The sequence below is a fragment of the Nonomuraea sp. 10N515B genome (genome assembly GCF_052245915.1).
Lineage (GTDB): Bacteria > Actinomycetota > Actinomycetes > Streptosporangiales > Streptosporangiaceae > Nonomuraea.
Window position 1 is genome coordinate 104,406 of record NZ_JBQQBQ010000019.1, and the last position, 14,976, is coordinate 119,381.

At 67.8% G+C, this 14,976-nt stretch carries 7 protein-coding genes; 3 read left to right on the forward strand and 4 right to left on the reverse strand.

Annotated elements, in window-relative coordinates; translation table 11 throughout:
• Positions 1 to 5: 5 nt before the first annotated feature.
• The 4 genes from ACTWQA_RS27715 to ACTWQA_RS27730 all read right to left on the reverse strand — a co-directional run bounded on the left by ACTWQA_RS27715 (position 6) and on the right by ACTWQA_RS27730 (position 7,354).
• On the reverse strand, positions 6 to 2,828 hold the full coding sequence (locus ACTWQA_RS27715) for a glycosyl hydrolase family 95 catalytic domain-containing protein (protein ID WP_443161990.1): 2,823 nt from the start codon (positions 2,826 to 2,828) through the stop codon (positions 6 to 8).
• 113 nt (positions 2,829 to 2,941) lie between these two features.
• Positions 2,942 to 4,270, reverse strand: coding sequence for a ricin-type beta-trefoil lectin domain protein (locus tag ACTWQA_RS27720; RefSeq protein WP_443161991.1), 1,329 nt, complete (start codon positions 4,268 to 4,270; stop codon positions 2,942 to 2,944).
• A 512-nt stretch (positions 4,271 to 4,782) separates the two neighbouring features.
• Positions 4,783 to 6,231: an arabinofuranosidase catalytic domain-containing protein gene (locus tag ACTWQA_RS27725; RefSeq protein WP_443161992.1), complete on the reverse strand. Its 1,449-nt coding sequence runs from the start codon at positions 6,229 to 6,231 to the stop codon at positions 4,783 to 4,785.
• 382 nt (positions 6,232 to 6,613) lie between these two features.
• Positions 6,614 to 7,354, reverse strand: a complete 741-nt coding sequence (locus tag ACTWQA_RS27730; RefSeq protein ID WP_443161993.1) for a FadR/GntR family transcriptional regulator — start codon at positions 7,352 to 7,354, stop codon at positions 6,614 to 6,616.
• 470 nt (positions 7,355 to 7,824) lie between these two features.
• On the opposite strand from ACTWQA_RS27730, the gene ACTWQA_RS27735 reads away from it, so the two are divergent.
• The 3 genes from ACTWQA_RS27735 (at position 7,825) to ACTWQA_RS27745 (ending at position 14,946) form a co-directional block, all read left to right on the forward strand.
• Complete coding sequence (locus tag ACTWQA_RS27735; RefSeq protein WP_443161994.1) at positions 7,825 to 10,206, forward strand: ricin-type beta-trefoil lectin domain protein; 2,382 nt, start codon at positions 7,825 to 7,827, stop codon at positions 10,204 to 10,206.
• A gap of 122 nt (positions 10,207 to 10,328) precedes the next feature.
• Complete coding sequence (locus ACTWQA_RS27740) at positions 10,329 to 13,154, forward strand: PQQ-dependent sugar dehydrogenase (RefSeq protein WP_443161995.1); 2,826 nt, start codon at positions 10,329 to 10,331, stop codon at positions 13,152 to 13,154.
• 37 nt (positions 13,155 to 13,191) lie between these two features.
• Positions 13,192 to 14,946, forward strand: coding sequence for a ThuA domain-containing protein (locus tag ACTWQA_RS27745; RefSeq protein WP_443161996.1), 1,755 nt, complete (start codon positions 13,192 to 13,194; stop codon positions 14,944 to 14,946).
• The last annotated feature ends 30 nt before the right edge of the window (positions 14,947 to 14,976 follow it).

Consider the following 14,976-nt stretch of genomic DNA (forward strand, 5'->3'; position numbering starts at 1 on the left):
GGTTTTCACACGCCCGTAAGGGTCCATTGGTTGTTGGTGCTGCTGTTCGGCGTCCACATGGCCACGGTGGAGCCGGCGGTGCTGTTGCCCATACCGTCCAGGGCCGTGCCGGTGCCGCGGTTGATGATCTGGTAGCGGCCGTTGCCTATGTTGTTGAGGCGCCACTGCTGGTTGTTGCCGCCATTCCACGCCGCCTGCCTGGCGTTGGCGCCGTTGGCGGTGTTGCCCCAACTGTCGGCCACCATGCCGTTGGTGCGGTTGACGATGCGGTACCACCCCCCGCCCAGGTCAACGAGCTGCCACTGCAGGTTGGTGCTGCCGTCCCAGTTCCACTGCTTGAGGTTCGAGCCGGAGGCGACATTCCCGCCGCTGTCCAGCACCAGGCCGGTGGTGACATTGGTGATCCGCACGTAGCTCGTCGGCGCGGGGCCGGACCCGGTCATGCGGTACGTGCGACCCGCTTGGCCGGTCAGTCTGATGACGTCGCTCTCCGGCTTGTCGACGCTGACGGCACCGCCGGTCGTGGTGTCGACCACCTCGTAGGTGCCGGCGAACAGCCGGCTGCGTACGTTGACTGTCCCGTCACGGTCGAACCTGATGAGGATTTCGGTTGCCCCGCCGGAGCTCCACGTCGCGTCCACGGTGTAGCCGCCACGCCCCCGAAGGCCCTGTACCTTCCCGCTCGGCCAGGCCGCCGGCAGCGCCGGGAGCACGTGCAGCTCGCCGTTGTGGCTCTGCAGCAGCATCTCGGCGATGCCCGACGTCGCCCCGAAGTTGCCGTCGATCTGGAACGGCGGGTGCAGGTCGAACATGTTCGGCGCGAGCCGGGCCGTCGTCACGAGGGCGCGGATCAGGTCGTGCGCCCGCGTGCCCTCCTCCATCCGCGCCCAGTAGTTGATCTTCCAGGCCAGCGACCAGCCGGTACCGTCGTCACCGCGCAGTTCGAGAGTCCGCCGGGCGGCGGTGTACAGCGCGGGGGTGCCGCGCTTGGTGATCTGGTTGCTGGGGTGCAGGCCGTAGAGGTGGGAGATGTGCCGGTGGTTCGGCTCGGTCTCGACCCAGTCGTACAGCCACTCCAGGATGTTGCCGCGTGACCCGGTCTTCATCGGCGGGAGCCGGTCCCGGGCCGCCAGGACCTGCGCCCGGAAGCTTGCGTCCGTGCTGAGGAGTTCGCTGGCCTTGGCGCAGCCGTTGAACAGATCTCGCAAGATCTGGTTGTCCATCGTGGGCCCGGCGCACACGCTGACGCCCGCGTGGTGGGTCAGCTCCGGCGAGTTCGACGGGTTCGTGACCAGATATCGGAGGTTCGGCTCCTCCACGAGGGTCTCGAGGAAGAACTGCGCGGCTCCCTTCATGGCCGGGTAGTACTGCCGGAGGAAGTCCAGGTCGCCGGTGAAGAGGTAGTGGTCCCAGATCATGGTGGCCAGCCACGCGCCGCCGGTCTGCCACATGCCCCAGGTCGCGCCGTCGACGACCGAGCTGCCCCGCCACCCGTCGGTGTTGTGGTGGGTCACCCAGCCGCCGGCGTTGTACTGCACCCGGGCGGTGCGGGCGCCGCTGACCGTGAGATCGTTGATCATCCTGAACACCGGCTCGTAGCACTCCGACAGGTTCGTCGTGTCGGTCGGCCAGTAGTTCATGGGCAGGTTGGCGTTGAGGGTGTACTTCGAGTCCCAGGACGGGGTCAGCGAGTCGTTCCAGATGCCCTGCAGGTTGGCGGGCTGGGTGCCCGGACGCGAGGAGGAGATCAGCAGGTAACGGCCGTACTGGAACAGCAACGCCGAGAACTGCGGATCGCTGCTGTTCGCGTGCTGCGCGATCCGTACGTCGGTCGGCTGGTCGGCCGCCGCGGTGCGGCCGAGGTCGAGCGTCGTCCGCCCGAACAGCCGCTGGTAGTCGGCGACGTGCCGGCCACGCAGGTCGTCGTAGGTCCTGCCGTTGGCGGCGTCGAGGTACCGCCGCGCGATGCCCTGGTAGTCACCGCTGACATTCGTGTAGTTCACATAGCTGGAGCCGATGGAGATCAGCACCGTCACGCTGTTGGCGGCCCTCACCTGCAGCGTGCCGCCGGAACTGCTGACACTGCCGCCTTCGGCGACGGCCCGGGCCAGTGCCAGGAACTTGACTTTGCCGGCCAGGCCCCTCTGGTCGCCGGAAATGCCGTCGAGCGCCACGGTCGTGCCGTCCGGGCTCGACCGCGTCGTCCGCTGCGGGCTGTCGAACGTCGCGGAGAACGTGATCGAGCCCGGCCTGTCGGCGGTCAGGCGGAGGGCGATCACCTGATCCGGCGCGCTCGCGAGCACCTCGCGCTGATACCGCACGCCGTTCTGCAGGTACGTCACCGTCGTGGTGGCCGTGGTCAGGTCCAGCCAGCGGTTGTATTCCGAGGCGCCGGTGGCGCTGCCGAAGGTCAGTCGCAGATTGCCCACGGGCTGGTATGCCAGCTGAGCCGAAGGGTTGCCCAGCATGTTCTGGTTGATCAGGCTCTGGGCCTGGCTCCACTGGTTCTGGAAGACCAGCTGCCGGATCTGCGGCAGCGCCGCCGCACCCTTCGTGTTGCTTTGGTCGTACGGCCCGCCGGCCCAGATGGTGTCCTCGTTGAGCTGCAGCCGCTCGGCGTCGATGTTGCCGAACACCATGGCGCCCAGGCGACCGTTTCCGAGCGGAAGCGCACGCAGCCAGTCCGTACCGGCACTTTCGTCGTACCACAGCGCCAGATCGTTCGCGGCGCGCACGTCCGGAGGCGCCACCGATCCGGCCCGGGCCGCCGCCGTCCACTGCCCCGGCAACAGCGCGGCTCCAGCTCCAACCGCGCCGAATCTCAGCACTTGTCTTCTGGATAAATCAGCCATTTCGGTTCTCCAAGAACATGGGGGGTCATCGCCGGGGCGACTCATCACCCCGGCGATGGCGCGTCGTCAGCTGTCGCAGGCTGTCACGATCAGACGCGGGTCCACTTCTGGTTCGTGCCGCCGTGGCAGGTCCAGATCTGCATCCTGGAGCCGTTGGCGGTGCCGGCGCCGGACACGTCCAGGCACTTGTTCGCTCCGACGGCGGTGATGCTGCCGTCGGCGTTGAGGCGCCATTTCTGGTTGTTCTGGCCGTTGCAGTCCCAGATGATCACGCTGGTGCCGTCCGCCGTCCCGGCCCCGTTCACGTCCAGGCACTTGCCGCCGTAGACGCGCAGCTCACCGGCGGTGGTGGAGCTCCACTGCTGGTTGGGCTGGCCGTTGCAGTCCCAGATCTGCGCCTGCGCGCCGTTCGTCTGCGAGGCGCCGGTGACGTCCAGGCACCGGCCCGACCCGACACCCTTGAACGCGGTCGCCGGCGGAGTTGGGTTGCCGCCTCCCAACTGCGTGAAGAACTCCCACACCACTGGTCTGGTCCAGGAATTCTCGCCGGGTTCGAAGTCGCCAGGCTTCCCGTCCACGGGACCGGGAGTGTGACCCGCGTCGAACGCCGCCCATGCGACGGGATATCCGGCCCGGCACCCCGAGTAGTAGGTGACGATGTGCGTCAGGCTGCCCTGCGCCGGCTCCGGCGGGTTCTGAGGCGTGCAGCCGTTGTTCCTGACGAACCTGTCGCGCAGCGACCGGCCCGCGGAGATGTTGAGCACCCCGTCCCTGAGGCCGTGCAGTCCGATGTACGCGACCGGCTGGGTGCCGCCGCTGCACCCGCTGAGCTGCCCGCCGGCGTAGACCGCCACCGCGCGGAAGACCGTCGCCCGGGCGCACGCGAGCGCGTAGCTCATGCCGCCGCCGTAGCTGAAGCCCAGGGCGAAGCGCTGGGAGGTGTCCACACAGAGGTCCGCCTCGATCCGCCGGATCATGTCGTCGACGAAGGTGACGTCCTCACCGCCCGAGTTGGCCCAGCCGTTGTTGATGCCCTGGGGTGCGACGAAGATCGCGGTGTTGTTCGACAATGCCCTGAGCCCGTAATAGGACCAGGGATACCCACTGGTTCCGCCCGAGTCGACATCGTTGGCGGTGCCGCCATTCCAGTGGAATCCGAATATCAACCGGTACGGGTTTGTGTTGTTGTAGTTGTCCGGAATTCTCAGGATGAAACTGCGATTTTTCCCGCTGGTGGTAATCGACTGCGTACCGCTTCTCAGCGTCGGAGTCTGGCCGCATCCTGCGGTGGGCGCGAGGGCGCTCTGTTGTGCGAGCGACGAGGTCGCGCTGTCGCCCAGCGCCGTTTGAGGCGTGGTCAGGACGACGAGCAGTGCCGTGGTCGCGATGACGGTTAAGAGGGATCTAAGCCTCGACATCACGCAAATTCCTTTGCCGTTCTCGTGGTAGCACACGTAGATGGGAAAGCCACGTCCTCCACCTTCTCCGGGCCGGTCGAGTCTCAAAGTGTTAGCGCTCACTCAACGCCCGCCGTAATCGCATCTCCTTTCTTTCGCGCGGCTGGAGGCGACGGTGCAGCGGAGCAAATATGACCGTGACAAGACCTGTCAAGGCTCGGCCTCGCAGACGTTGGCGGCCCTCGCCTGAGACGACCCGGTCGCTCCTGCGTCTGGCCAGGGGAAGTGGCCGTGGTGATCACTGAGGTGCCGCGATGAAACTTTCACGGCCGGTCCATCGAATCGTTCCGAGCGCCGGACATATGATCAAGCCGCTCGATCCAGGCAATGAAGCAGCGAGTGTTGTGTTCGGCGTTATGGTCGCGGCACTGGCCGTGGCCGGCTGCGGGAACCGGCCCGGACGGAGCGGCGTGCCGGCCACCGCCTCCCCTTGCTGGCTGGAGTAGGTGGCCGGCGTCCGGGCTGGGACTGAGTCAGCGGTAGCCGGCGGCGATGATGTTGGCCTGGACGGCGTTCTCCGTGGCGTCGGTGGGATAGCCGGCGACCATGGCTCCCTCGTAGAAGGTGCCCGCGCTGAGGTTGGCGCCACCGTCGGGCTTGCAGCAGTCGCCGCCGCTGCCCAGGATGATGGCCCCCTGCTTCTTCATCGGGCTGTAGCCGTTGGGGAGCGGCCCGTCGTACAGGGTGTACAGGCTGCCGGACTGCGCGTTGCTGCCCTTGATGGCGAACCGGGTCGTGCCGTTGTTCTTCAGCGTGGCGGTGACGAACTTGTGGGGGAAGGCCCGCTGGTTGGGGTTCCACGACTGGCTGCCGCCGGGAAAGAGCCCCCATTCGAGATCGGCCTGGACCCAGGGGCCGGTTCCCTGGCAGCCGCCGAACCAGCACTGGGTGCTGAAGTTGATGGCGTCCATGGCGCCGGCCGCGTCGGCCTTCCTGGTCGTCTCGCTGTTGCCGTAGTCGAAGCAGCAGCCGTTGTTGACGTGGGTGCCGCTGGTGACCATGTACATGCCCTCGGGTGCGCTGCCGGTGGGCACGCCGGTCAGGTGGCCGTCCCGCCAGTAGCTGTTGCCGGGGTTGATGTAGAGCGAGTACGCCTTGCCGCCGCCGACGGTGAGCGACTCGGTGGTCGCGATCGCGGGCCTGCTTTGAGGGGAGCCGGGGACCACGCTGGATCCCTGGTACCACAGGTCGTTGCCCCGCCCGGACTGGTCGTACACGACGGTGATGACGCACGTGGTGCCGGCGCAGAAGGAGTCCTGGGCCGCGGCGTTGGCGACGCCGCCCGCGGTCAGGACGGCGATGTTCCTGGTCGTGTTGTCGGAGGAGCGCCTGACCTGGTACAGGTTGCCGTTGTACGACTCATAGAGCGCCCGCGTCGTGCTGTGCGCGGCCACGCACGACGTGCCGCCCGAGGCGTAAATGTCGCACGGGCGCGCGCCGGGCGGCGGCGGGGTCGGCGTGGGGCTGGGCTCGGCTCCGGTGGTCCATTTCTGGTTGGTGCCGCCGTGGCAGGTCCAGATGTGCACCTTGGTGCCGTTGGCGGTGCCGGTGCCGCTGACGTCCAGGCACTTGTTCGCCCCCACCGCGGTGATGGTGCCGTCGGCGTTGAGGCGCCATTTCTGGTTGTTCTGCCCGTTGCAGTCCCAGATGATCACGCTGGTGCCGTCGGCGGTGCCACCGCCGTAAACGTCCAGGCACTTGGTGCCGTACACCCGCAGCTCGTCGGAACTGGTCGACGTCCACTGCTGGTTGGCCTGGCCGTTGCAGTCCCAGATCTGCACCTGCGCGCCGTTCGCCTGCGAGGCGCCGTTGACGTCCAGGCACCGGTTCGACCCCACGCCCACCAGCGGCGTGGTCGCTGCCGAGGCCGGTGCCGACCATGTCAGAGCGGTGGCCAGGAGGGTCGCCAGCGCCGCCACCACAGACGCGACGACGGTGGCCCGAGAGCGCCGCCCACGCGTCGCACGGCCCGATAAGGGAACGGATGAAGGCTGCATTGTCGTACTCCTTGGGGGATAGCTCCTCGGAAACCGGTCGCCACTACGGATGCGAATCGATTCGCCAACGTACCGAGTCCACTAGGGAGGGGGAGACGGCGGTGTACAGGGAGCACATACGACCGGCGGACCGCCTGTCAAGGCTCCGTGCTGTTCGGCTGCCTGCCGAAAGTCCTACCTGGCGGCAGTCATCCGCGATGCCTTGCACTTTCCGCCGAGTCGGGCTCGATGAAACGTTCATCCCCCGGCTCGCCTGGCCATGTGCCGTTGGTTCTCCTATGGTCGAACCGGTTCGGGGGAAGCCGGCTCAGTCAGATGAGGAGAAGAGGCGCTGCTGGATCTCTCTTCGGTAGTCGTCGAGGGTGTTGTCGATGTGCGTGGCGGCGGCCTGGGCGGCCGCTTCCGGGTCGCCGGCGCGGATGGCCTGGTAGATGGCGTCGTGCTCCTCGACGGCCTTGGCGGCGTGCCCGCCCACCGAGCCGCGCAGCCCGATGAGGCTGGACTGCGCCTGCAGCCTGCGGGCCTCCCGCACCGCGACCTGGAGGAAAATGTTGTGCGAGGCCGTGGCGATGGCGGTGTGAAAGGTGTCGTCGCCCTCGTTGAACAGGTCCTCGCGTCCTGTTTCGAATCCGTGGCGGCACACACCGGCCGCCTCCTCGATGGCCCTCAGCTCCGCGGGGATGGCGCGGCGGGCGGCCAGCCTGCTGGTCTCCATCTCCTGCGCCCGGCGGAACTCGAACAGCATGTAGACGTGGTCCAGGTCGGCGGGGAGGAAGAAGGACGCCAAGCGCCCGGTGCCGAGCATTCCCTCGTCGTCGGCCACATACAGGCCACGGCCCTTCTGGGCACGCACCCGCCCGAGCGCGGAGAGTATCTTCACCGCCTCGCGTACCACGGTGCGGCTGGTGCCCAGCTGGCGGGCCAGCTCGTTCTCGGTCGGCATGCGGTCGCCCGGACGCAGGCCGAGCCGGACGATCAATTCCAGTACTTGCTCGGCGGCCACCTCGTAGCCCGGCCGGTATCCGCTCTCACGCGGGGTGTCGGTCACCGTGGTTCCTCCTCGCCGTTCCCTGTAAGAGTATGACTGATCGACGTCGCCCTCCCCGAGGACGATCAGGTGCGTGCAATCAGTACGACACATCTGAAAGGTTCATACGAGGATGATGGGCGCGAGCGTACGCCGTGGCAGGCATCGCCGCTGATGAAGGAGTAAAGCGCGCAACCATGGCTGGACCTCGGTGCACAAAACGGTCGAATAAGCGGGCTTAAGGTCTTGACGCATCATGACTCCGAACGTAATTAGATAGCGAGGCTCCGAAGGACGCGCTCCTTCCGGAACCTCCGCGGCTGGATCACATGGACGCAGTGTGGAGGCGCTTCGCGGCCCTCTGCATCGTGACCGGCCACGTCGACGTCCACAGCTTCGTTTGCCATGCGTCCCCTCGTGGTCTCACCAGTGAGGCGCGCCATCTTGGGAGGGCACGACCTGACCACCCCCTACCCCCCGAAGGAACCACCGTGCAGTTATCTTCGCCCGTCACGGCGCTGAGACCGGTCCTGACCGGCATCGTCGCCGCGGCGCTGGCCGCGGTGTTCGCCCTCGTCGCCCCGGCCACCCCGGCCCTCGCGGCCACCACGACCCTGTACGCGTCACCCGCCGGCACCGGCACCGCCTGCACCTCGACCCAGCCGTGCTCGCTGTCCGCGGCGCAGACGGCGGTGCGTTCCCTGAACGCCGGCATGTCCGGTGACATCGTCGTCGAGCTGGCCGACGGTGTGTACCGGCTCTCCGCGCCGCTCCGGCTGACCGCCGCCGACTCCGGGAACAACGGCTACACCGTCAAATGGCAGGCCGCGGCGGGCGCCCATCCCGTCATCAGCGGAGCCAGGGCGGTCACCGGATGGACCGTGGCCGACTCGGGGAAGAACATCTGGCGCGCCAACGTCGGCGCCGGGATCGACACCCGGCAGCTGTACGTCGACGGCGCGCTCGCCACCCGGGCGCGCACCGCCGTCAACCGGTCCGACTTCACCGCGAGCAGCACCGGGATGAGGTTCGCCAGCGGCGCGCTGAGCTATCTGAACACCCTCGCCAACCAGGGCCGGGTCGAGATGGAGAGCGTCGGTTCGTTCACCGACCGGTACGCGCCGGTGCAGAGCATCAGCGGCAACCTCATCACGATGCGGCAGCCCGCCTGGAACAACAACAACTTCGGGTACGACACCTTCACCAGCCCGCACCGGGCGGGGCCGCTCTACCTGGTCAACGCCTACGAGTTCCTCGACTCGCCGGGGGAGTGGTACCTCGACCCCGGGACCGGCGCCCTGTCCTACATCCCGCTCGCCGGGCAGAACATGGGCAACGTCAGCGTGGAGCTGCCGGTGCAGCAGTCGCTGGTGCAGGTCGGGGGCACCTACGACGCGCCCGCGCACCACATCACGTTCAGCGGGATCACCTTCACCGGCACGAGCTGGCTCGGCCCCAGCGGCAACCAGGGCTACGTGGACCAGCAGACCGGCGCCTACATCGCCGGCAACTGGAGCTGGCCCGCCTTCAGCTCCTGCCACCAGGGCTGCCGGCAGTTCGAAGCGACCCGGCCGAACTGGCAGCAGATGCCGGCCGCCGTACAGGTCTCCGCCGCCAACACCATCACCTTCACCGACTCCCAGTTCGTCAACCTGGGACAGACGGCCATCGGCATCGGCAATGACGCCAACGCGCATGCCAGCGGTGTCGGCCTGGGCGCCGCCGACATCACGGTCACCCGGTCGGAGATCGCCCGCAGCTCGGCCGGCGGCATCGTGGTCGGCGGCGTGCGCGCCGACGCGCACCACCCGAGTGACCAGCGGATGGTCAACCGGAACATCACCGTCAGCAACAACCGCATCCACGACCTCGGCCTGGACCACCGGGGCGTCGTCTCGGTCCTGACCACTTATGTCACCAACACCGACGTGTCCCACAACGAGGTCTACAACATGCCGTACACCGGCATGTCGATCGGGTACGGCTGGGGCGCCAACGAGCCGGGGGGCAGCACCCACTACGCCGACCGCGGCCTGTACGACTTCCAGCCGCGCTACACCACGGCCACCACCGCCTCCGGCAACCGGCTCGTCGGCAATTACGTGCACGACGTCATGCAGCAGATGACCGACGGCGGCTGCATCTACACGCTGTCGTGGAACCCGGGCGCGGTGATCAGCGACAACCACTGCCTGCGCACCAACGGCTGGTTCGGCATCTACTTCGACGAGGGCTCCAAGTACTACACCGTCAGGAACAACGTGCTCTCGAACACCGGCACCTGGGCCACCGCCAACTACTACTACGGCGAGAACATGGGCAATTTCACCGTCACCGGCAACTGGTCGACCAACGGCAGCACCAACGTGACCAACGGCGACCGCGGCAACGTGGTGAACAACAACGTCACCGTCACCAACGGCGCCTGGCCGGCCGGCGCCCAGGCCGTGATCGCGGCCGCCGGGCCCCAGGGCCAGCCTTCGGGGAGCACGAGTGCGTTCAAGGGTGTGGGATCGGGCCGGTGCCTGGACGTCAACGGCGCCTCGCAGACGAACGGCGCGCAGGCGCAGATCTGGGACTGCAACGGCCAGCCCAACCAGCAGTGGAGCTCCACCACCGCCGGTGAGCTGCGCGTCTACGGCGGCAAGTGCCTGGACGTGAACGGGGCAGGGACGGCGGACGGCACCAGCGTGATCATCTGGGACTGCAACGGACAGAACAACCAGAAATGGCGCCTCAACGCCGACGGCAGCATCACCGCCGTCGGAGCGAACAAGTGCCTGGACGTGTCCGGCGCCGGCACCGCCAACGGCACCAAGATGCAGATCTGGACCTGCCACGGCGGCACCAACCAGAAATGGACCCGCGCCTGACACCGTCCGCCTGACGACGGGCCTCGTCTCCCACCGTGGCCAGAGGCGGCACTCCTCTGGCCACGAGCAGAATTCCGGGCGCCTTGCCCTGACTGGTCTTCCTGTTGCAGGAGGGAACACTCATGTCCCGACGTCCGTGGCTCACCTTGCTGGCCACGATGGCGCTCATCACTCCCGGAGCACTCGCGCTCAACGCCTCCCCGGCGAACGCCCTCGACATCCCGCCGTCCGACTACCAGCAGGTGTCTCTCGCCTCGGGTGGCGCGGAGCTGGGTGAGGCGATGTCGCTGGCCGTGATGCCGAACCGGTCGGTGGTGCACACGGCGCGCGACGGCACGGTGCGCGTCACCGATGTCAACGGCAACACGAAGGTAGCCGGCAGGCTCAACGTCTACACGCACGACGAAGAGGGCCTGCAGGGTGCGGCGGTCGACCCGAACTTCGCGTCGAACCGGTACATCTGGCTCTACTACTCGCCGCGGCTGAGCACACCGAACGGTGACGCGCCAAGCACCGGCACGCAGGCGCAGTTCGACCAGTGGAAGGGCGAGCTGTACCTGTCCCGGTTCACCCTCAAGGCGGACGACACTCTCGACCTGACCAGCGAGAAGGTGGTCCTGCGGGTCCAGAACGACCGCGGCCAGTGCTGTCACGTGGGCGGGGACATCGACTTCGACGCCGCAGGAAACCTGTATCTCACCACCGGCGACGACACCAACCCCTTCGAGTCGAGCGGCTACTCGCCGCTGGACGAGCGGACCAACCGCAACCCGCAGTTCGACGCCCAGCGCTCGGCCGCCAACACCAACGACCTGCGCGGCAAGCTCCTGCGCATCAAGCCGCAGCCCGACGGCACCTACACGATTCCCAGCGGCAACCTGTTCCCACCGGGTACGGCGAAGACCCGGCCGGAGATCTACGCGATGGGCCTCCGCAACCCGTTCCGGATGAGCGTGGACAAGGCGACCGGCATCGTCTACCTCGGCGACTACGGGCCGGACGCGGGTGTGACCAACCCCAGCCGCGGGCCGAGCGGGCAGGTGGAGTTCGACCGCATCACCGGCCCGGGCAACTACGGCTGGCCGTACTGCACGGGCACGAACACCACCAGCGAGACCTACAACGAATGGAACTTCGCCACCAACAGCACCGGCCCGAAGTACAACTGCGCGGGCGGCCCCACCAACAACTCCTTCCGTAACACCGGCCTGACCACCCTGCCTGCGGCGAAGCCGGCGTGGATCAGGTACGCGGGGGACGCCGGAAGTCCGCCGGAGTTCGGCTCCGGATCGGAGTCGCCGATGGGTGGTCCGGTCTACCGTTACGACCCGGACCTGAACTCGGCCATCAAGTTCCCCCAGGCGCTCGACGGGCGGTATTTCGCCGGTGAGTACGGCCGGCGCTGGATCAAGGCGATCGAGGTCAAGCCGGATGGCGCCTACGGGGAGATCTCGGCGTTCCCCTGGTCGGGCACGCAGGTGATGGACATGGCCTTCGGTCCTGACGGGGCCTTATACGTCCTCGACTACGGGACCGGGAACAACAACCAGGCGCTGTATCGCATCGAGCACATCGGCAACGCCAACCGCAATCCGATCGCCAAGGCGTCCGCCGACAAGACGTCGGGACCGGCCCCGCTGACGGTGACCTTCTCCTCGGCGGGGAGCTCCGACCCGGAGGGCGGCGCGCTGACGTACTCGTGGAACTTCGGCGACGGCACCACCTCCACGGCGGCGAATCCGAGCAAGACCTACGCCACGAACGGCGCCTACACGGCGACGCTGACGGTCCGGGACCCGCAGGGTCTCACCGGCACGGCGAACGTGATCGTGACCGTCGGCAACACCGCGCCGACGGTCAGCCTCACCAGCCCTGCCGACGGGCAGCTGTTCTCCTTCGGCGACACCGTGCCCTTCCAGGTCACCGTCAGCGACCCGGAGGACGGCACGATCGACTGCGCCGAGGTCACCGTCGCCTACTTCCTCGGCCACGACAGCCACCGCCACAAGATCACCTCCAAGACCGGCTGCTCGGGCTCCATCTCGCTGCCGGCCGATGGTGAGCATGACACCGCGGCCAATATCTACGGGGTCTTCGAGGCCTCCTACACCGACAAGGGCGGTCTGACCTCCACCAGCGCCCGTACGCTCCAGCCGCGGCACCGGCAGGCCGAACACTTCGGCGCCCAGCAGGGCATCCAGACGACCGACCACGCCACCGCGGAAGGCGGCAAGACGGTCGGCTTCACCGACGACGGCGACTGGATCTCCTTCCAGCCGTACAACCTGGGCAACGCGACGAGGATCACCGCTCGGGTGTCCTCGGCCGGCGCGGGCGGCCGGATCGAGGTGCGGGCGGGTTCGGCGACGGGCACCCTGCTGGGAACGGTGAACGTCGCGAGCACCGGCAGCTGGGACGTCTTCACCGACGTCTCGGCGAACCTCAGCGGCCCGCCGGCCGCCACGACGACGCTGTACCTGGTCTTCCGCGGCCCGGCCGGACAGGGCTACCTGTTCGACGTCGACGCCTTCACCCTCGACACCGGCACCTCGCCCTCAGGGAGCACGAGCGCCTTCAAGGGTGTGGGGTCGAACCGGTGCCTGGACGTCAGCGGCGCCTCGCAGGCCAACGGCGCGCAGGTGCAGATCTGGGACTGCAACGGGCAGGCCAATCAGCTGTGGAGCTCCACCAGTGCCGGTGAGCTGCGGGTCTACGGCACCAAGTGCCTGGACGTGAACGGGGCCGGGACGGCGGACGGCACCGCGGTGATCATCTGGGACTGCAACGGACAGAACAACCAGAAATGGCGCCTCAACGCCGACGGCACCATCACCGCCGTCGGAGCGAACAAGTGCCTGGACGTGTCCGGGTCCGGCACCGCCAACGGCACCAAGGTGAACATCTGGACCTGCACCGGAGGAACCAACCAGAAATGGACCCGCGTCTGAGGCCACCCATCACACCACCCGACCTGAAAGGCCACCCATGCTGCGACATCTGACCCCCGCCGCGCTCGGGCGCATCGCGGGGAGCGGCCGAAAGACATCTGTGCTGCGACGCCTGTCGGTGACCGTGGTGGCGATCGCCGCTGCCGCCGCCGCGACGGTGATCCCCGCCATCCCCGCCCAGGCCGCCGCCTTCAAGGTGCTGGTGTTCTCCAAGACGGCCGGGTTCCGGCACGACTCGATCCCCGATGGGATCCAGGCCATCCGGGACCTGGGAGCCGCCAACGACTTCGCCGTCGACGCCACCGAGGACTCGAACGCCTTCAGCACGGCCAACCTGGCCCAGTACAAGGCGGTGGTGTTCCTCAACACCACCGGTGATGTGCTGAACGACAACCAGCAGGCCGCTTTCCAGACGTATGTGGACGGCGGGGGCGGTTACGTGGGGGTGCATTCGGCCGCGGACACCGAGTACAGCTGGCCGTACTACGGGCAGCTGATGGGGGCCTGGTTCAACAACCACCCGGCGATCCAGCGGGCCACCGTACGGAACGAGGATCGGGCGCACGCCGCGACCGCTCACCTGGGGGCGACCTGGTCGCGTACCGACGAGTGGTACAACTACCGCTCCAACCCCCGCCCGAACGTCCGGGTGCTGCAGAGCCTGGACGAGAGCAGCTACAGCGGCGGCGGCATGGGCGATCATCCGATCACCTGGTGCCGCCCCCAGTCCTCCGGCCGCGCGTTCTACACCGGTCTGGGGCACACCCGCGAGTCGTACGCCGACCCGAGCTTCCGCACGTTGCTGCTCGGCGGAATCCGGTACGCGGCCAAGGCCACCAACGCAGACTGCCGCCCGGAGACCGGGTACGCGACGTTGTACAACGGGTCGACGACGGGCTGGTCGCAGGCCGGCCCGGGGTCGTTCGCCAACAGCGACGCCACGCTGACCTCCCAGGGCGGCATGGGCATGCTGTGGCACGGCGCCAAGGAGTTCCGCTCCTACTCGCTCAAGCTCGACTGGAGGCTGACCGGCGACTCCAACTCCGGCGTGATCGTCGGGTTCCCGGCCACCAGTGACCCCAACGCGGCGCTCAACACCGGATACGAGGTGCAAATCGACGCAACCGACACTACGGACAAGACGACCGGGGCGATCTACGGGTTCAAGGCCGCCGACATCGCCGCCCGCGACGCGGCGCTGAACCCGCCGGGGCAGTGGAACACGTATGAGCTGCTGGTGGAGGGTGAGCGGCTGCAGGTGTTCCTGAACGGCAGCAAAATCAACGATTTCACCAACACCGATCCGGTCCGCTCGCTCCAGCAGGGCTACATCGGCATCCAGAACCACGGGTCCGGCGACGTGGTGTCATTCCGCAACATCCGTATCAAGGAACTGACCAGCACACCGGGCAGTACGAGCGCGCTGCGGGGCGTGGGGTCGAACCGGTGCCTGGACGTCAGCGGCGCCTCGCAGGCCAACGGCGCGCAGGCGCAGATCTGGGACTGCAACGGGCAGGCCAACCAGCTGTGGAGCTCCACCAGCGCCGGTGAGCTGCGGGTCTACGGCACCAAGTGCCTGGACGTGAACGGGGCCGGGACGGCGGACGGCACCGCGGTGATCATCTGGGACTGCAACGGCCAGAACAACCAGAAGTGGCGCCTCAACGCCGACGGCACCATCACCGCCGTCGGGGCCAACAAGTGCCTGGACGTCAGCGGCACCGCCAACGGCACCAAAGCACGGATCTGGACCTGCACCGGAGGAACCAACCAGCGCTGGACCCGCGTCTGAGGCCATCCGTCCACACCCCGGCGAGTGGAC